This is a genomic window from Cysteiniphilum sp. GTC20157, from assembly GCF_055396795.1.
The window spans coordinates 116,538-137,226 of record NZ_AP044698.1 but is presented as its reverse complement, the minus strand read 5'-3'; the positions used below and the strand labels follow the sequence as shown (position 1 = coordinate 137,226).

General features: G+C 37.5%; 17 protein-coding genes. All 17 read right to left on the bottom strand.

From position 1 onward, the window contains the following. Positions 1-243: 243 nt before the first annotated feature. Positions 244-1,278: a hypothetical protein gene (locus ACZ5V8_RS00425; RefSeq protein ID WP_440616500.1), complete on the bottom strand. Its 1,035-nt coding sequence runs from the start codon at positions 1,276-1,278 to the stop codon at positions 244-246. Between the two features lie 146 nt (positions 1,279-1,424). Then, entirely contained in the window at positions 1,425-3,800 is a 2,376-nt protein-coding gene (locus ACZ5V8_RS00420; RefSeq protein WP_440616499.1) for a hypothetical protein, read from the bottom strand. 106 nt (positions 3,801-3,906) lie between these two features. Beyond that, positions 3,907-5,052 (bottom strand): type II secretion system F family protein, encoded by a 1,146-nt coding sequence (locus tag ACZ5V8_RS00415; RefSeq protein WP_440651589.1) that lies wholly within the window; start codon positions 5,050-5,052, stop codon positions 3,907-3,909. Then, positions 5,049-6,677: a GspE/PulE family protein gene (locus tag ACZ5V8_RS00410; protein ID WP_440616497.1), complete on the bottom strand. Its 1,629-nt coding sequence runs from the start codon at positions 6,675-6,677 to the stop codon at positions 5,049-5,051. The genes ACZ5V8_RS00415 and ACZ5V8_RS00410 overlap by 4 nt, the downstream gene beginning before the upstream one ends. Positions 6,678-6,697: 20 nt before the next feature. Then, entirely contained in the window at positions 6,698-7,210 is a 513-nt protein-coding gene (locus ACZ5V8_RS00405) for a hypothetical protein (protein ID WP_464217918.1), read from the bottom strand. After that, a complete protein-coding gene (locus tag ACZ5V8_RS00400; protein WP_464217917.1) occupies positions 7,200-8,636 on the bottom strand; it encodes a hypothetical protein in 1,437 nt (478 codons plus the stop codon). Before ACZ5V8_RS00400 ends, ACZ5V8_RS00405 begins: the two co-directional genes overlap by 11 nt. Positions 8,637-8,653: 17 nt before the next feature. Further along, entirely contained in the window at positions 8,654-10,249 is a 1,596-nt protein-coding gene (locus tag ACZ5V8_RS00395) for a hypothetical protein (RefSeq protein ID WP_464217916.1), read from the bottom strand. Between the two features lie 10 nt (positions 10,250-10,259). Then, positions 10,260-10,943 carry a TcpQ domain-containing protein gene (locus ACZ5V8_RS00390; RefSeq protein WP_440616493.1) on the bottom strand — a complete coding sequence of 228 codons (684 nt, stop codon included), beginning with the start codon at positions 10,941-10,943 and terminating at the stop codon, positions 10,260-10,262. A 39-nt stretch (positions 10,944-10,982) separates the two neighbouring features. Further along, the gene (locus ACZ5V8_RS00385; protein ID WP_464217915.1) at positions 10,983-11,849 is read right to left on the bottom strand and encodes a pilus assembly FimT family protein; all 867 of its coding nucleotides are present in this window, start codon (positions 11,847-11,849) and stop codon (positions 10,983-10,985) included. Positions 11,850-11,965: 116 nt separating this feature from the next. After that, positions 11,966-12,505: a type II secretion system protein gene (locus ACZ5V8_RS00380; protein ID WP_464217914.1), complete on the bottom strand. Its 540-nt coding sequence runs from the start codon at positions 12,503-12,505 to the stop codon at positions 11,966-11,968. Positions 12,506-13,075: 570 nt separating this feature from the next. Continuing rightward, on the bottom strand, positions 13,076-14,581 hold the full coding sequence (locus ACZ5V8_RS00375) for a hypothetical protein (protein ID WP_464217913.1): 1,506 nt from the start codon (positions 14,579-14,581) through the stop codon (positions 13,076-13,078). A 21-nt stretch (positions 14,582-14,602) separates the two neighbouring features. Continuing rightward, on the bottom strand, positions 14,603-15,154 hold the full coding sequence (locus ACZ5V8_RS00370) for a hypothetical protein (protein WP_464217912.1): 552 nt from the start codon (positions 15,152-15,154) through the stop codon (positions 14,603-14,605). 9 nt (positions 15,155-15,163) lie between these two features. Continuing rightward, on the bottom strand, positions 15,164-15,661 hold the full coding sequence (locus ACZ5V8_RS00365; protein ID WP_440651591.1) for a hypothetical protein: 498 nt from the start codon (positions 15,659-15,661) through the stop codon (positions 15,164-15,166). Positions 15,662-15,673: 12 nt separating this feature from the next. Next, a complete protein-coding gene (locus tag ACZ5V8_RS00360; protein WP_464217911.1) occupies positions 15,674-16,579 on the bottom strand; it encodes a hypothetical protein in 906 nt (301 codons plus the stop codon). 98 nt (positions 16,580-16,677) lie between these two features. Continuing rightward, positions 16,678-19,146 carry a TcfC E-set like domain-containing protein gene (locus tag ACZ5V8_RS00355; RefSeq protein ID WP_440616486.1) on the bottom strand — a complete coding sequence of 823 codons (2,469 nt, stop codon included), beginning with the start codon at positions 19,144-19,146 and terminating at the stop codon, positions 16,678-16,680. Between the two features lie 84 nt (positions 19,147-19,230). Then, on the bottom strand, positions 19,231-19,743 hold the full coding sequence (locus ACZ5V8_RS00350; RefSeq protein WP_440616484.1) for a hypothetical protein: 513 nt from the start codon (positions 19,741-19,743) through the stop codon (positions 19,231-19,233). Positions 19,744-19,881: 138 nt separating this feature from the next. Further along, entirely contained in the window at positions 19,882-20,667 is a 786-nt protein-coding gene (locus tag ACZ5V8_RS00345) for a fimbrial biogenesis chaperone (RefSeq protein WP_440616483.1), read from the bottom strand. Between the last annotated feature and the right edge of the window lie 22 nt (positions 20,668-20,689).

Genomic DNA, 20,689 nt, shown 5'->3' with positions numbered 1-20,689 from the left:
CAATAGACTTTTAATGGGCTGCTTTGCCGCTAGATACCACAAAATGATTTGCTCACGGCACAAATACATGACTGATTTCACAATAATATTTAAACTAAGTACACCTTCCATAGCAACGTATACTAGATGTCAATTGATGAATATTCTTCCGTTTGGAAACAATCTCATCAGTTTGATGAGATTGATGATTATAAGTGCGTGACTTTGTAACTAAAGACTGTAAGATGATTTGCGAGTGGTATATTACAAATCATGTATATCTATTGGTGTTCCACGATATATAATCCGGTTTTTCCCATCTTTAGCACACGACACCTTGGAAGGCTTTAAGTGAATATCATTGCAAGCATCTATATTTTGAGAGGCTTCTTGATAACACTTCATATAGCTATTAGATATTGCCTCTGGATAAATACGTGTGCCTAAGCTGCACTCTTTGTTAAGCTGTTTAGCAATTTCAATCTTTTCACCAAAGTTATTACCAACTAAACCCAAATCACCGCCATCAGTTTTAAAAGCTTTGTAGGCATCTGTCTCACTTAATAATTTTTCAATCTTAATCCCTTTATTGATCGAGCTAAAGGAAGGTTCATAGCATAAATAACCATTATCACAAACGAAAGAAAAGCTCGTATGTGGCCCATAAATTGAACCATATTTATAGTAATTTCTGAGATAAATTCCAATCTGACCTGTTACTGAAGTCAATGACTGCAGAGCAACTTTGGTATTATTTCTAGCATTTATAGCATCTTTAATTGTCGCTTGCGAGAGCTTCATGCCATTGGCATGTTCTTGTGAGAACCTTTCTTTAAATTCTTGTTCGTATATTCCTGTGATCATTTGGTTATATACGTCTCTCACCACCTTATTTTCTGGGTTTAATAGAAGGTTAACTTGATTTTCTACTGCTATATATTTAAATCTCTCAAAACTTACCAAAGATTTAAAATAAGTTGGCTGCCTTTCATAAACATTGAGTGATAGCGCTAAACATTGCTCATCTCGCGCTTGTGCCGATGATAATGAGCAATCATCTTTAACCATATCCATAACCATTTCTTGAGCCAATCTATTGCCATTTAAAGCATCTACAATTAGCTCACTTATATCAGACATATTAGAATTTTCTCCCAATATGTCTGACATATCTGTTTTTGTTAAAGCTGGCTGATAATCTGTTGAATTTGTTACGTTCCTCAGGTGTGCACTATATGCACTATTACATAACACGACACACATAACGCTAGTATTAATCAGTGCTATTAATTTCTTCATTTTAATTTTCTCCCATAATTTCATAATTTTAAGACAAACCTTGTGAGTTATGCCAATCAACAACACCTCACAGGTCTTATCCTACACTGATTATTCTCAATAAAGCCTTTAACTTCGATATAACGGACAAGCAGTCCTAGTGGTTTTTATACACGCCGACTATCCGGTTTTGCCTCAAAGCGCATACTGATATCTTTGTAGACCAGACTTTGTCTAACGGGAATTTGATAACCTTGGTTTTTTGATTTTCTTTGGTGCTTGCCCTTTGTCATTTTCTTCGCTTTTTGCTCGAGAGAGATATTTGTGGAAGCAACGAGATCTCCAACAGCACTACCCGTTTCAGCAGCTATAATCGGTACAGTCAGACCTAACTTGATATGACTATTATTTGGTGCGTCTTCATCTAAAACCACATTGACAACTTCTTTTTTATTCGTAGAATCTAGCCCAATTTCAATCCCCCTTGCGAACGCACTTTCAATAAAAGTATTCGTCAACGGTGCTACAGCACCTTGATGCGATTCTAAGATTAAACGCCTTTCATGCTCAGATAATTTTCTACTCAAATGATTTTCAATGCTTTGCAAAACGACTTCACTAAGCACATCATCACTATGCGCATCGTTAATATAGGGGGAGTTATTGGTTTGATAAGCCAATAATATAAGCGATGTAAGACCGTTAAAGCCAATGGTTCTTTGTATATCGTTAAGGAAACTAATACCGACCTCATCTTGTGGCTGATCACGATTATAATTTTCAACAAGTTGATACAACTGAGTAAAGTAATTACGCAACCAAATAGATACTCTATTACGCTGTTGTACACTCTGCGGATTTAGTTCAAATAAACTATCTTGCGCACCATTTACAAGCCCCAGATCATGTACAACACGCGAGAAGCCTCTATTTATTAATCTATGCATAAGATAGGTCACATAGAATCCACAATCATTACCTGCCTGTATTCCTCTAGAGTACACCAATGGTGTCACACGTTCGTGAGTTTGCTGTTGCAGTTGCTCAATAACGCCCCTAGCTAAGGATGAGTTTTGAGTATTTATACCTGCCGAGTCAAATACCAAGACTTGATAATCACCATTCTCAGTCCTATGGATTGCAATCAAATAAAAATGACCATCTCTTAATATTGGAAACAATCGCGTCTGATCGGCTTCCAGCCCATGGGCAACATTAACGATATTGTTGATTGCCCCAGCCACAGATACACTACCAGCAGAGTCATTCATATCAGCATGGCTAATCCTAATAATATTATTTCCAATAACAATATCATCACCAATTTCATTAGCAGCATCACCAAGTTCACGCAGAAAATCATTAATTTCACTATTATTAACATCATTATCTATAGGGCCTGGTATATTGACTGTGCTTTGCCCTGCTAGATTTGCTCTTTCAATTGCTTGACTATACATCAGCGTGAGCACGTTTGACATATGAACAGGAGACATCGCTGAACCTAAGTCATATTCCCTACCAACACCTTCTAGTAGCTGATTATTGAATAAAACCGTCAATGACTGGTTGTTAATACGGATATCCCATGAGCGTTCAATGTCGTTGATTAAAGTTCTTACATCTGCCCTTTCTGTTAAGGAACACTCGACAGTATCTGCACTACGCTGACATTTTTTTAGTTTATTTACAGCAGCTAGGGTATTAGCGTCTTGCTCTGATTGCTCTGTTTGGCTATTATCCTGCAATCTACCCCAGACAACTGCTGCAGGAATAGCCGCTGACGCCGCAACTGCTCCTCCTGTTATTGATACATTACTCGCATTAAGAATATCTGCTTTGTAAGGTGACGTATTACGATCTAGTTCACCAAAAGAAGGCTTTCCATCATCAAACCCTTTATTATCAAAACCACTATCAGTTTGCCCACTATCTTGCATTGATGAATTTTGCAGGGCATTAGAAGTGAATAAATGATCTGAAGACCTTGACTCTGAATGATCATAAAAAGCTTTGCCCGCTTTAGTGTTTTTTAATATTTCACAATCTGATTTATACTGAGCACTTTGTATATCAGCACAGTATGCCATTAATTTGGAAAACTGATTTTTTCCAAAGTGTTTATCAACCCATCTCAAAGCAGCAGGGGAATTAAGCCAACTAATGGCTGCGTTGTTAAAAACCCAAGTGTTTTTTGCATTTTCTTGCAGCCAATGAAGCCATTGAGCCTGTTTCAACCATTCATCACCAGCATGGGTCTCTATCCAATACTGACCTGCATTAGATAAGATAAATTTACCAAACTCTGAATGCTGATACCAATTGTATTGATCTCCTTTATCCATTTTACTAACACGGCTATATAGCAAATTCTGTAAATATTGATTGTTTTTAATCTTATTTAAACCCTCCAAGGTATTTAATGCACTATCATCCAAGTGCAACTGTCGTATCTCATCTCCCACTGCTTTACTCTCTAAGGCAATTGCGTTACCCAGAGGCATTACGCCTAATGCAAACAATACTATACATATTTTTTTCATAATAGCTCCCATAATGAAATTAGTAATAAAGACAGCGCTAAAGAATTCCACGCCATCCATTTATAGACAATTCCCCTATAATAAACACCCCATCCTTAAGAACTTTTTAGCGCATACTGTCTGATAATGTCGCCACTGAAAAATAAAAGAAACCGATGTAGCCCATTGATAAACCTAAAATCACAAACCCTAGCATTTTCATCTTTGCCACAATCGCATTGATTTCAGTTTCCAGAACACGGTCACTCAACGCAAGTAACCCCTCCTCAATCGCCCCCGCATCGGTATAAATATCCAACAGCAGTGATGTATTGTTATTAAAAAGATTCACACTCGCTAGCGCGCGACCAGCTGAAAGCCCGTCTTGCGACATCATTTCTCTTATCCTGACAATATATGGTTTGAGATAATATGAACAATTTGTTTCAATCAACATAAATGCCATATTAAAACTTTTGCCAGAACTCAGCAGTGATGCTAATGAAATCAGAATGCTTGTCGCTTGAATCCTCTTATACTCAGTAAACCCCCATATTTTATCGAATAAGCGATAGCGCATGCGAAAAGTCCAGCGCTTAATTATTATTGGCACTGTAATAATCAACACAATAGCGATCGAAACAATATACCATGCATGACTGGTGATAGCGTTATTCAATGCAATAAAATCTGCAATATTGCCAGATAAATTATCAGCAGGTAGTGATTCCAATAGCATTGGAATGACCTTAAGCGAACAACCAATAATGACCGCAATTAAAATCAATGTTGCAATGACTGGCATAATCATTCCAATTGCAATTTTCTTAGTTAATAATGCAAACTTTCTTGTCAATGTACTGGCATAATCAAGCGCATTAATAGGGTCATCAAAATTCGCCTTAATCATCATATGCTCATTTCTTGGAACATAAGATTTAATCGCCTCATCAAACGCCATTCCCTCATACTCAATTCGTCTAATCCAATCATTTAAAATCATTGACAATATGCTGTTATTAAACGATCGATAGTATGTATACTTCTCTTTAAGAGCCACCAGTGTGCCGTAAATACTCAAGCTACTATTGCTCATCACCAGAATAATATTTTGATATAACGAGGCTCGCACACGATTAGAAAAAAATAAACGCAAAACAAAAATCAAGAAGATATTGTAATTTCTAATATTTCTAACATTCATTTGACTTTTATCTTGCCCAAATTTCAACTTGAAGCGATCAAAGATTGACTTCATGGCAAAGCCTTTCATTGCCCTACCTCCATTTCATCCAGACGTCCCATTTTATACTCATACATCGTCGGACACAGTAAACCTGATAACACCTTTGCAAAAGCATGAGCAGCCATATTTTGCCCACCGATGTGATACCATATTTCTTTTGCCTCACTCATTCGACCTAAACGCATTTTTTCCAATAACGCTTCTGTGGGTATAAGCACCTCAGCAACAACCTCACGACCAATAACGGCTTTATGATCACAGTGGTCACACCCTTCACGATTGGCAAAGCGTACATTTTGAAGCACTTTATCATCATTGCCATATTGATGAATAATGTGCTCTAGTCGATACAGCACCTTACAATCTGGATAAATCGATCGATATTTTTCATAACCCCAAGAGCACTCAGGACAAACGATTGGCACAAGTGTTTGATGAACAATCATTGATAAGAATTTAGGTGACAATAACACCTCCTTGTCAATGCCAATACCCATTAAACGCTCAACACACAAAAAAGCATTCTGGGCATGCAGGGTTGTCAAGACCTTATGTCCAGATTGCACGGCTTGTTGCAATAATACGGCAGATGATCTATCACGTATTTCTCCCGCCATAATAACATCTGGATCTAGGCGCATGGCTGCTTTAAACGTATGGTTAAATTTCTCCAATGTCATTTGACTGGTATCATCCGCTGTTTCATGCACGGGGATTTGACAAGCCCCATCAATAATATATTCAGGCGGCGACTCAATCGTTAGTATTTTCTTCTGACGACGACTGCGGTCTACCATTAGCTTCAGAACCACAGATAATGATGTACTTTTGCCTGAACCAGTTTCACCTGAGAAAATAATCACGCCTTCTGGTGAAACCAGTGCCTTATCCATCAGCTCAACCTGCTCAGGTGCATAGCCTAACGAGTGTATTGTCTGGTTCTGTTTTTTCCCCATAGATAACACTCGCATCACCACATTATAACCGTATGGATATAGTGGCGTACTTTGAAAACGCAAGCGATAAACGACTCCATCAATATGCTGATCAATGACAGCCTGTTGTGCTTTGTTGTATAGATCTAACTGTTTATCAACTGTACCGTAATGTCCTTTGGTATTATAAATTGCTCGCAAGATCTTAAGCATCACCTCGGCATCATACGCTTTATGCAGATAGACCAGCCCATTAATACGATGCTTTAACTCAACTCGTGTCGCCGTTGCTTCAATATGGATATCAGATGCTTTGTGATCTACTGCTTCTTTTACGATGGTATAAAATTCACTTAAAATACCTGTGTCAATTTCATCTCTCAAAGACAACGTAATAAGTTCATCTAGTAATGAGGCAACAACAGGCTGAACCGTAATGGTCAGATCATCTTTGAGATAGTTTTTCCCTTGCTTTTTAATATGTTCATATCGCGCCTTGGGAACCTCATTAGAAATAAATACAACGCCAATTTCTTGCTGTCCGTTTTTAAGCGCCTTTGCAAAAACATGTTGCTCTTTTTTAGCTGATGCTTGAATCACATCTTGAATCACAAAATCTAGTTCATGCACCGAAGTAGCAGGACGATCATTACTATTTTCTAATGACTGATAAATATCACCATAAATATCATCGATCGTTTGATAGCTCTTACTCATAACCATACACACCCAAAAATTTAATCAATATTAACGCTAAAGGTTTGAGTATTATTTGCAAGATCGACAAAAGTCACGCTGTCAGGGTGAATAGACTCCACCTTGTAACGCTTACCAACTAACTGACCAACACTAAGCGCATACTTTTTTGCCTGAAACCATATAACAGCTTCCCATATATCACCAATTTGTGAGATCTCACTGACACTTAACTCACCATGACCATATCTAACTGAAGTAGTGTTCAACACTCCTTTAGATTTACTGGCAGCAGCTAGTTGACGCTGCAATTTATGATTTGCTATCTTTTGTTGCATCACCTGATTTTCGAGCGCCTGCTGCTGAATTTGCGCATGTAAATAATCCTCTGCCTGAATGCTCTGATAATAGTGATGGCTAGAATCAATAGCATAGGTTTGTTCTGCGTTTTTCGTTTGCGCATAAGCAGTTGCTGTGATCGCGCTCAATGCAAATAAAAAAGTTGGAAATCTCAAAAAAGATAGATGAGTACCACGTGATTGTTTATGCTTCATAGATTTCTCCTTTAACAATCCAAGAGACTGGTTTGTCTTGATTATTCTGTATTTCAATACTGACTAAAACAAAGGTACTTAATGCTTTTGCCATTGCTGTTAATGATATAAGCTCACGCATGCTGTGTCCTATAACAGTGATCCCATGTTTAGCAATGCCATAAGAGGATTGAGGTAGGACTAATTTGAAGTCTATCCCCCTTAGTTTCAACTCCTCTACAAATTGATTAAAGCGATAGCTTTCAGCTGCTTTATCTTTCAAACGTACCATCGACTGATCGGTGAGCGCATGCTCGTTACGAATGAGCTTAAAGCGCACATCAGCCATATTATTAGTCGCTTCATTTACCTCAGTTGCCTGTAATGACTGAATATGAGCAAATGCTGCCTTTGTTAGAGCAGCTTTATGCTTTTTATTGTTTAACACATAAACCGCACTTACATCATTCAATGCCCCCGGCTGATAACTAACTTTTTGGATATGCCACTGCAATACCGACGTAGGCAAATTGCCAACGGCATTGACAAACTTAATAATCAAAGGGTAAGCATTCTTATGCTGAATGTCTGATTCAACTTTCTGAATATAGGCTTTTTCCTGCTGTAGTTTCATCTCATTGGCATCTTTATTGTTAGAACTTTTTGATGATGTATTATTTGAAAAATACATATATCCTCCTACAGCTAATACTAGCGATAACACCCCGTAACTAACGAGTTTACGTCTTGATGTAGAAACATTTTCCTTACGAGAAACAGGCTTACTGTCTACCTTTTTGACATGTTTAGGCAATGCCTTAATCACAAACTGGCGCGAGTCTTCGTCTTTGATATTTATCAATAATTGCGTCAGTGCGTTTCTTTTGATTAGTGTCCTATCAATGGCAAAATCTAAGACAATCTTATCAATCAACGGATTATCAACCGCTGTATCACACTGTAAAATTCGCCCAAAAGTATCAACTGAAAAAACTTTGGCTAAATAACGCATACATTGATGTAAAGAAGCCTCATCAACAATCATATCGCCAGATAATTCAATCTCCCCATTTAATGACTCTATATTGTCATTTTGAAAACTTGCTTCTTGATTGACCGGTAATTTGACCGTTGGTAAAATCACACCGTTTTTTACGACACACAACCAATACTTATCTATTGAATTACCCGCTTTATCAAACAAGCGAAAGATATAAATAGCATCTTTTGCCAATAGTTCACTAAGCACGGCAGCAAGTGAGACAGCACCAATCACCTCACTTTGTGTTACATTTGACGGCATAGCTGCAGCAATATTGCGCTTTACATCCATTACAAAGCTTTGACAGTCAATATGATAAAGTGCATCAAATAATTTATGTTCACTATCCGCAATAAACCAAGTTAAGCCAATGGCATAACGTTTATTGTCTATAGCAATAATCATGTGTTTCTCCATAGTTGTTAACGTATCAGATACGGTGTGACAACAATCACCGTGACCGTTGAGTTATTTGACGCCGCCTGCGAACCACCTAACATCCAAGTGCTTTGCGGACCAACACTGTCGGTTTGCGCAATATCTTTCTTGTCTTCAAAGCCGGCTAAAATAACCGTTTGACCTGATTTTAATGGCACTGACTGCATAAAGCTTTTGTTACGAATAGATGGCAGTTTAATGGTTTGTGGCTCTTTACTACCATGAACAGGCACTTTTGACTCATCCATACGCACCAGATTGGTCAGATTAACACTTAAGTCAACCAAAATTTCATTGCCTTTAACGACAATTGGGAGCACTTTAATCTCATAACCTTCATTGTATTCACTCGGCGTCGCTGACTGCTCCACGATTGGTGTATCACCACCCCCTTTCACTACCACATCAACCTTTTTAATATAGGCAGTGGTTGTTGATACTTGAATCGGCACCGGACGACCACTGACAGTATACATTGTCGTACCGGTAACATGTGTGGTTTTACCCATGGTTTGCAATGCTTGGATAATTAATTTTGAAGTACTCCACGGTCCTGATGAAATCGCACTGGTTAGCGTGCCATAGCTGCCCGTTAAAGCTGTTGCTGTCTTCAAATCGATTGCCCCCTTAGTTCCTTGATATAGTGCATTCCAATCAAAACCGTAATTGGAGGTATTTTTCTGATCAACATCATAGACATCCAGTCTAATGACGACTTTCTTTCTTGCCGTGCGATTAATCTCCTCAAGATATTGGGCGACTTGACGCATCAATAGTGGCGTGGTCTTGACTGTAATCAGATTAAGCGTTGAGTTCTCATCAACACTGCCTGATTGACCAATAATCGATTTAATGGTTTTAATCACCGCAGCCCAAGGATTATCGTACTCTGCTTCATTTTCAGTCTTAAGTGAAGCCGATTGATTAACACCCGTACTCGAGTTACTGCCAACTTTAGTCGTCGTTTTAATCTTATCTGTTAAAATATCTACATGAAATGTCTTGGTTTCCGTTCTGAAGAATTCAAGCGTGTTTCTGCTTTGATCATACTTCCAGAAAACACCCAGCTTAAATGCAACATAGTCCAAGAATCCAGCAATATCACCTACATAGTCACAATGTAGCATCACATCTTGAATATCTGCGACTTCATAAGCGACTTTTTCTTTCTTTGCCACATCAGCTTCAGGCATGGCAGCATGCTCACGCTCAAGAATATAGGCAATCGCACCTTCTGAAACAATCACTTTAGCTTGCGTGATTTTATGTATCTTGGAGATCAAAGTTTCCAATGCAACACCCGTTGCGGCAGTAGTATATTGAAAGGAACGTTGGAATATTTGAGGCAAAGCATTTTCTGCTTCAATATCAATAAGATCACCTTGCACATAAGGCGCATCACTCACCGTCACAAATTGCTCTGATGCCGGTTTTTTAAGGCTTGACATCATGTTATTTGCTTTTGCAATATGATCATCTGTGTTTTTATCAATCGTTTTATAAACGGCAGTGCTGCATGCTGTTAAGGACAACAGCAAACTGCTTAATAAGACATTCAATATTTTGTTATTATTTTTCATAAGACAACCTTCAGTCATTTTGCATAACAACCATATTTGAAGAATATGATTTGGCTTTAATTACCAGCACGTTATTGGCTTTTAATTGCGCCTGTAATGGATGATCAGCCTCCTCAAACGCCTTTAACAGATTGTTTAATGCGCCATCGGCTGCAAAAAGCTTACCTTCAAATACAGCAGATGCAACAAGCTTATAATCGACAGATGCCTCCCATATCAGTTTAACCCCTTGATAAGAAAGCCAACGTTCAATCGTCTGTTTTAAGGTTTGTCCCTTTAGGGCATAGAAGACTTCTCGTGGGTGCTTTGCCAATAAATCGGCTTCTTTTTGTGTTTGCGCAATGGCAACCGTGTTATCCTCAAGATTAACACCAATTGCATAGCGCGTATCCTCTTGACCAAAAATCATATGCATCTCTTCAGACGACAAATCATCTAAAATATTATCGGCAATCATTAATGTAAAACCGTTATACTCATCATCCGAAACAATCTTGCCTACGCCTCGGGATTGCTTAATATCAATGTCAGCACAATGTTCAGATAAGGCACAGTTAAGACTCACCACTTTAAAAGAACTCTCTGAAACCGACTCCTGTGCTAGCGCACGTTGATAAAACAGCGCAATCACCAGTAAAACAGTTACAAAACATACTAAACATGGCAGCTTTTGCCAGATTCTGTTATCGCTCACTTTCCTTTACCTTTTCTATTTTTTTATTTTTCTATATTTTTATGATTTTTTATAATCTTTTCTTTCAATATGGATATAAATCGACTGATTACTTTTCTCCAAATAATTACTTGTCTCAACATCCGTTTCACAAGCAAATGGATTGGACGGCAACCGATAGGGGTTTTTTAGCTCCCCCATACACACCGCAAACTTTAATTGTGGTGTATCAACGAGATGTCTCTTTAAATGTGCCAACATTCTCAATGCCAAGCCACTATCGACCTCCCCACCAAGCTCAGGATATGGCACGCGTAACAATACAGATTTAGGTGTTTCACTATCCTCACCCCAAATCGGCTGCATATCAATCTCAGCCGGTATCATATTGATAAATCCGGCATAGCCAATTTTTTGATTAACGCATCGGCAAACCGAACGATATTCATTATTAAAATAATTCATTTGACGCGCCTTAAGACAAGATAAAAACGTCTGACTCTGCGTAATCGGCGGACGACTCATGCCACACACTGCAGATAAATCAGGTTTATCATAAAACGTCTGTAAAGTTACCCATCCAGCATTTTTATCACTTTCCTTCTTCCACTTTGCGTGAATCTCATTCGCCTGACCTTGTAGCGCTTTTACCCGTATTTCTTGTTGATCTTTTGAATTGCCTTTCGCCCTTTCAATCATTGCCATTGGCTCATAAATGGCATCACCAATGCTATTGGCAACACTAACCATCTGTGTCGCTGCTGTTTCTGCTCGATCCAGCTGCTGTTTTTTGACCAAGCGCATATATTCATTGATTGCAATCAGCCCTAAAATCACCAATGACACCATTAATGAAATGAGGATATAGCCTTGTTGCTTAGATTTTAGCTGGCGGCAATTTTGTTTTTTTGAAAATATATGCTGCACTAGGATCACCTAAGTTTATTTTTGTTCAGAAAATTCTAAAATGGTAATGATGCTCAATGGTTTTTATTTATTTTAACCATCGGTCATCATAGTTGGTGCATTACTCGATTTGAGTATTAACGTTTAAAAGTTACTTCCAATGGATACTTAGTACCTACAACCGAAGTTTCAGCTAAACAATCTGTAGCAATATCCGCAGATGTAATTGGCACTGCCCTTTCTGTTTGTGTCCCTATCTTTAGCTTCAAGGCATCAGACATAGCTACTGCATTTGATAATGCATCACAGGCTTGCTGAGACATACTATCAAATTTAATCGTATATTCAGTGCCTTTTGCAGCACCTTTGACTGTAAAGCTTCCACCAAATGGCGTAACAATATCTGTACCACTAATGTATTTCTTAGCAATACGATCACTATCGACTAAGAGCTTGTCATTAATCTCTCGCCCCAGATCCATTTGTGTGACATCATGTATGGTTGATTGCACCGTGCCAATTAAAGCCGTTGTTTCTAAAATACGATTTTTCTGCGCCGCTTTCGCAAACTGTGAAATCACAATGGCAGTCAGTACCCCAATAATAACCAGCACAACCATTAACTCAATTAATGAAAAACCTTTTTGCTTGTTCATTTTGTTTATTTTCTTCATCATTATTTTCTCCTTTTTGTTGTTAAACCTTTAATTAATTAGTTTTAATATCACTTATATTTTGTTTACTATAATTACTCTAAAGTCAGTTCGATTTATCTGCCTTAGCAGATTAGCCTCAGATAACAGCGCTCTTATCACCAACTCAAAACACTTACCTAAATCAATAGATATTGTGCGATTTGCCTGTAAGCTCAAGGTACACAGCCCATGTTCAAAACTCAATATCCAGAAGCTTTATCGGACAGATTGATAGAACAATGCTGGCAATAAAACAGTACTTAAACTTAAACCCCATATTTCCCCTTAAACTACAAAAAACATAACAATGATCAGCCCTTTAATTACCACATCAAATAACTACTTGAGAAACCAACCAACCCATAACCATTTACGCATAGAGTCTGATTTAAGTCACGCCACAAGATGTTAGACTATGTCACCAAGTGCAACATGGATACTCATCATGCTGTCAAGAACAGATGAGCATGTTATTAGAAAACACCATTGATATTTATTTAATAAAAGAAATTAATTGATCTTATTTTGATATATAAAATCCAATCAACAGCTTTATTGTTTAGACAAAGCTTTTACATATAACTTCCCAGCTTTTGTATTTTTCACCGCAGAGCAGCTAGAGTTATATATCATGCCATCTTTACATTTCTCAGCATCCCATTGATTTAAAATAGTTTTAAACTGGGTCTTTGCATCATTTGATTGTATCCATTCTACAGCAGCTGGCGTATTTAACCATTTAATAACAGAATACTCCCAAAACCAACCATTTCGGGCACTTTTCAACCAACTCTGCCAACTATTACCTTTCATCCATTCTTTGCCAACATCGGTTGTTAACCACATACCAGCAGCTTTTGAGGATATAAATTGCGATAATTCGGACTCATAATACCAATTTTTGGAATCATCATGATTATCCATACTTTCAATATGCTCAAGAATGATCTTTTGTAAATCTGCATTGGTTTTAATTACTCCTACAGTGGAATCTTTATTTAACCATTCGTTAAAAATTGGACGCATCTTACCTTTTGAATCGACCTGCCACTGACTGCCATCATAAGTTTGCAGCCATGAAATTCCTGTAGAACTTGCTAACCACAATCCACCCACATAAGTAGATAAAAATTGATCTAAATCAGAAGCATGCCAATAGCCCGCGATTGTATTTGCCTTATTGACTTTGTTAAGTAGAACTTGTTCCATTTGTTGTACGACTTGATTGATCTTATTAGGACTCCCATTATGTATAATGCCCTTTGCAACACTGTGACCATTTTTATTTCCTTCCAATAAGCTTAATCTATCCTGACCTTCTGAATCCATAAGCCACTGAGAACCTTGTGGACTCACTAGCCACTTAATACCACTTTCGGTATACAACCATTGCTGTCCTGCTTTTGTTATGAATACTTTATCTAAGTCTGATTTAAAGCTGGTGCAAGCATTTACTACTGATTGAGTTAGTTTAAAAGCTGCTAATCCAGCTATTGCCATTGCAGCTCCTGCACTAAGTTTTTGTTTCACGTCACCATCATAGTATTTGTAGCCAGCAACACCACCAACTCCTGCTGCTCCATAACCAATAATACTCGCGAAACTTGGCCACCACTTAGCATCTAAAGAATTCAAATTAAGCGCTTTTTCATCCGAAAGCGAATTTACTTTTGCAAGCATCGACTGCTGCCCTTCATGTGTTAAGACCCAAGATTTTGCGTCTTCTGTATCTAACCAACGATTAACAACCAACGAATCTGATAAAAACCAGTTATGACCAACTTTGCTTACTAGCCAATTTTTCCCTGCTGGTGATTGAAGCCACAAAAAGCCTTTATCTGTAGCTAGCAAATTATCTAACTGCTCTTTATGGTATGTTTCTGTGGTTACTGTCTTATCAAAGTCTGGATCTAATACTTGCTCATGCAAAGTATAGTTAGCTGGAATGCTAATAGGCTCACTAGAACCTACCCCACTATCTACATTATTGCTATAACCAATACTGCTCATACCCATTAAACCTGATAATATGTAAACGTAAGTACTCTTTTTTCTCATGCTATTTTCTCCTTATGTGTGTTAAATAAAACTTGCTTTAAATGTCAACGAAAAGTCTCCTATAAACTTCTCACTATTTGAGCCCAATGGAATAAGATCACCCCCACTACCCTGAATATAAATACTAAACGGTATATTGCTTCGCTTCTGATTGAGCTTAATGATTTGGTTATTTAAACTATCCTTACAAAAAGGACTTTTACGCTCAACAGACAAGCAAACCTGATAACTTATTTTGCAAGCTGGACACTGTCCACTCGCATCGTTTGCATGTAAGACACAGTGCCCCTTATCTTGATTCTGACAGGTTATTGAAACCTCCAGTACATTGCTATTGGTTAACAACACTTGCCCTTGTAATTCTTTAGATTTAAAAGGAGGTAGTTTCTGATCTTTATCAAGCTTAATCTGCCCAATATTTAAATGTTGATTGGATAGATCAACTTCGACCGTTGGCATTTTGCTAGTATCAAGCGTTAAATTAAACAGAACTTGTTGTGGTGGAAGTGAACTCCCAACTGATACAATTGCTAACAGTATTCCACTTAAAAAAATAATCGTTTTTCGCATCATAACTTCCACCTAATAGTCTACCGAAACATGACAAACAAGCTGCCCTTTATAGATACCTCTTTGATAAGAGGCATTTCCGCCAACTTTTTTAACTAAAAGTAAAAATTCAGTACCTCGTTGTGGCACTCGCCTATTCCTAGCTCCTAACGGTTCCGCTTGGTTTTCTATACAAACATAACTCTCTAAAGTAATTGTATGAGAAGATTCATGATGTTTCATCGTTGCTTGTTCACATTTCATGCGATAACTAGGGTTAGGAATATTGCTTAGAAAACTTATATTTGAAGATTTACCTGCATAAACATAGTCAGCCTCATTAGCTACCGAACAGTTGTGGGTAACCGTCTTTACTTGTGATGTAAAATCAATATTGTTGCTACCATCGACTTGAACAGTAAACCAAGGCTTTACCTCAAGCTCGCTATCAATTGTAACCTCTGCTGTATTAGAAGCAATACAACTCAACGGAAATATAAACAGTCCTACCCATTTTATTATTTTGTTCATTGCCATCTCTCCCTAAAAGTTTGCCGTAAGTACAAGCACAGTCTTATTTGTGTACTTGCCTACCTTTGCCTGTTTAACCGCAGCTGCAGCCGCAAGTAAATCGACATTTAGTTCATTGGAAGCTTGCCGTATAGCGATAGATTGATTTTGATCCGTTTTTAATTCCTGATTATTTATTTTTAATGTCAATGGAATGTGTTCGTCATCACCATTTTTCAAAACACAACCGTCTTGATAGCTGTCACAGCTTTTAAGTTTTACTTGAACGTTATTAGCATTAGTCACATAAGGTATACTAGCCGTTGCATGATAATTACCGGAGCTACTATTTTCAGTGAGTGTGACCTTATATGATGACGGCCCTTTTAACTTTATGTAAGGCAAAAAATTAAGCGTCATCTGTATTTGATTATCAACTTTAATTTCCTTATATTCCTTCGGATTACGATCATGTTGATTTTGATATCGATTAAGCCAAAAACTGCCATTAAGCTTGACTTTACCCGAGCAATTTGAAATTCCTGCTGAATCAGCAAGCTGGATATTATCAAACCTAAAATGCAATTTCTTAATATGATATAAATCAGAAGAACGAATAGATAAGTGACCAGGACTCTTACCGAAGGATTTTACAGGAGAATTGTTCAAGTAAAAATTATCACCTTCTGAGGTCACTGTGCCGGTTAACTCAACACCATTGTTACAACTTAAACTGATCTTGTTAGATAGTGTCCCTTTAGAGTTAGCGTTGCAATAATTGTAAAAGCTATATCCACAATAATAATTAAAATGCCCATTTAAAGATTGATTTATTTTTCCATTTAAATCTAGCTGCCCTACATCAAAAATTAGCTGACGATCAAATGTCACCTTAGAGGTTATAATTCCCCCAGTCTGTGTAATCTTTTTCTCAGCCAAATCAACGTTAATGCTTATTGTATTGGCACTTATATAGCAAAAGCTCATTAATAGATACCCTACCAATATATTAGAACATTTTCTTACCATCACACACCTCAACACGTAAATGCACCAACCCAATAACCAGGTTGAGCACTTGTTATTTCATTTGCATTTAAATCATAAGCACATTTCTCGGCTTTCGTTGCAATCGTTAACGCAGGTTTTACCTTACTCACACTTGTGACAAAAAATCCTGACTCATCGCTATAAGTTGCCATATCGCCATAGCTTAATAGTTTGGCACCGCGAATTGGATTGCCTTTGCCATCAATAACTTGACCAACAACCTCAATCACCGGAAATGCTGCTCTTGACAGATAATAAATAGAACCAGGATAAAGACTGACAAACTCTCGCTTATCTGAGTACTGTAGCAATTGCGCTTCATCTTGATGATCACTCAATGAAACCTTGTATTGTTTATAATGAGGCAGTGCAATGAAGTTATTCCCCTTATAAACTGGATAACTGACACCATTGATCTGTGCTGCCATCTTGTGGTTTTTATCTTCTGTATCCAGATGAATAACCACACCTGACTTACCACGGTGATCATTGTGTAGCGCAATGCTTTGTGGCGTGAGACTTATACCACCATAGAGACTACCTGAAGCGGAATAATTTTCACGATTATTTTGACTGACCACGGATGTTGCTAGATCCCCCTGCAGATAACTTGACGCCAGACTTGTTGACAACATACCATTAACATAATCTTTACGATAATCAACATTGGCATTGATATATCTTATATGCTCATTGTCTAGATTTGGTCTGAAGCTTAAGCCATTAGAAATCTGCTTATCACTCGGTGAATAGCGTAAGTAATCACTTAACGTATTACCACTACCAAAGGTATAAGAAATATTGAGCATAAAGGCGTAATTATTTTGCTTCTCCCCGTCTCCTTGCAAACTTCTGTCATAACTTATCGATGCATTAACATACCAATTATGTCGTTGATACAACGTATGAAAATACGAAGCATTCAGATTATCCTTATTGGTGTGAAAACTATAACTATAAGTACCCGAAATCGACCCTAACTTGATCGATTCTAAATTTAGATAAGGTGATAGCCCAACTCTATTGTAACGTGATTTAAAGGGGCTATAAGCATTATCACTTTTGCTATTTGTATTGTACCAAGCGCTCACTGAAAAATATCTAAAATAGCTATTAGACAACTGCAGGTTATAACCATAGTTAGCCCCAGAATCTACGGCAACTGTCTGCGTTATTTGTGTATTTAAAGGCAAAGAAACTTCGCTATCCCATTCAGCAACTGCCAAGTTATTTACACCATAACCACCAAAATTCATAATCATTGTCTCATTGATCGCAGTTGCAAAACTTCCACCCAAGTAAGGAGCTTTGATCACTGAGTCTTGATCTTTAGCTACTACACCCAACCACACACGATAGTTTTTATTATTATCGTGAAGCTTTGATAAAGACGATGGTTTATTGATCATCGCTGTCTTAGTTTGAACTACTTGACCTGCCTGAGTAATTTCGATTCTGACCGGGTAAATACCACTTGGAAAACTCTCTGTTTGTAATAAGTGATTGCCTGCGCTAAAATTCTGCACCGAAATTAAACGACCATCTTTGTAGACATTGACTACTGAATTGGCATTGATAAACAAAGGTATCGGAATAAGTGATGCTTTTTGTGATGACAACGATAAATTATCAGAGCTACCTAGTTCGCTAATCACACCTGTGCCATTAAACGCATAATTCAAGCTATACGTATTCTGACCACTGTAAAAATTAGCATTATTAAAATAGCCTAAACGTGAATACATCGTCTCTTTATCATATTGCCAATAGACATTATTCACTCGCACATCACTGCTTTGGCGATTTTGCTGCAAAAAAACGCTGCTATTTAAATGATTACGACCATAGCCTGTGGCATTATCAAGCTCAAGATAATAATTAGTATCACGATGATCTGCATAATTAAAATTAAATCGATAACCAAAAAATGAACTTAGATGAGTAACCTCGGGCGCACTAAGATATTTATCATTTTGCTGTGACTGATAGCTAAATGCTTCAGCAGGCAGCCATAACTTCAAACGCATACTATTTAAATCTAATTGTGTCATCATAAAAGGTAAATTACGCTGACACAAACCACTTTGATCCCACACAGGTGAGCAATCAATGGTTTTACTGGAATCAACCCCTTGAGCAAATAGTTGATTTAAAATCAATCGCGCACCATCTTTCAGATGAACACTGGTATTGTCAAACAAACCATTTGACTCAAGGAAAATTTTACCTTTATCTAGTCGAATCATATGCTGCCCCAATTCAACCCCCAAAATAGAGACGTCCACCTCAATGGCATCAGCTAATTGTGAGGCAAAATCTTCTGGGATCGTTTCTAGACCCTCAATCCCGTTTTTGAATTTATCATCCAAAGAAACAGAAAGAGTTGCCCCTATTGGCAAGGGCAACAAACCTATCCAAACAAATGACAAGAGCTGTTTAAACCTTTTAAATCTCATCTAAATGACTCTCTCGACTATATTTTTATGTTATTGAACAACTCCCCATCGTAAAATGATTTACGACAGGGATAGTAAATTTAGTTAAAAATCAGTTGATATCTTAAAGGTGAAGTTTCCTGAATATTCGCCTTCTGGATAAGCGCTAGAGCCATCACCATAGGTTACTACTAACTCTTTGGTATCACCTGATGAGTTTAGCTTCAGCTTTTTGTCGCTCCCAGAAGTCTCATTAATCTCTTTATCATCTATGCTAAAAGCCACAGGCATTTTGTTTTCACCTGATTTAATGACATATGATCCACCATCTTTATCCCCACTAGCAACCGTCACAACTACCTCTCCTGATGTAGTATCATTCCACGTAATAAAGTTATCAATCCTTGAAGTTCCTTTATTTGTTTCTAACGCACCCCTTTTCACAGCACTAGTAGATGTATCTTCTGTCATCTTAAGTTTATCCTGAAGAGTTTTTGCCCCCACCTCAATCTCAACTGTAATCTTTTTTGTAACGCTGTCACTTGCATCTGCAAAACATGCACTGCTAAACAATGCTGTTACAACACCTGCCATTAAGATTTTCTTACTTTTTAACATAATATTCTCTCCTTTTGGTTTGATAATATGAGCTCTAACCTTTCAGCAAGCAAAAGCTTACGAGAAAGATCAAAACTCTGTTGGTTAAACTTGAAACAATAAATAGCTAATCGGATTTATTTGATTTGCCCGCTTGGACTAGACAATTGAATAACTTTGGCTGTAAGCACGCTTACCGTTTTCAAAAACCTCAACATTAACACTATCAGCCAATGGCACTGTGTCTATTATTTTGGGATTTGATGGGTAAACTTTATATCTTTGTTCAAATAGATTTTGATCATCACAATGTTGCTCTTTCAAGTCTACAGACAACTTCTGTAGCTCCTCTTTAGGTTTACATTTTGCCTTGACTCCAACCTCAACTAGCGCATTACCATCATTGTCAATTTCAATATGCTTATCTTTGAATTTAACACTCGTCTGATAATTGGTATTTTGCGGCTGAACCACTAAGATACTCGAGAAGCCGATCATAATGCCAACGCCCGCAGATATCTCACCACTTGACAAAGCTTCTTCATCATTAATCTCAAACCCATCTTCTTTCTTCGGTAATACTGGAATCATATTGACACGATAATAGCTAATCTGATCTTTGCTCCTACCTTTTGGATGGTAAAAACGAATATTTTTGGACTGTCCCGGTGGAATAATCAATCTACTTGGCGTAATAAATAATCCTTCTGACATTTCTTTAGAAGATAGCATTTTCTCGACTTTATCTTTAGACAAAGGATTCTTCACTTCCAACAATTCAACTTTGACATAGGCTGTTTTGCTTGAATCATTGTTATGAATAGTCTTTGAAAACGCAAGCTTATCTTCAGACCAAATATCATAAAGACTATCCACAGCAATATTTGCAGATGCCACGCCTGTCATGCTTAACAATCCCACTAAAATCAATTTTTTGAATCTCACTAATTTACTCCCATCAAACTTT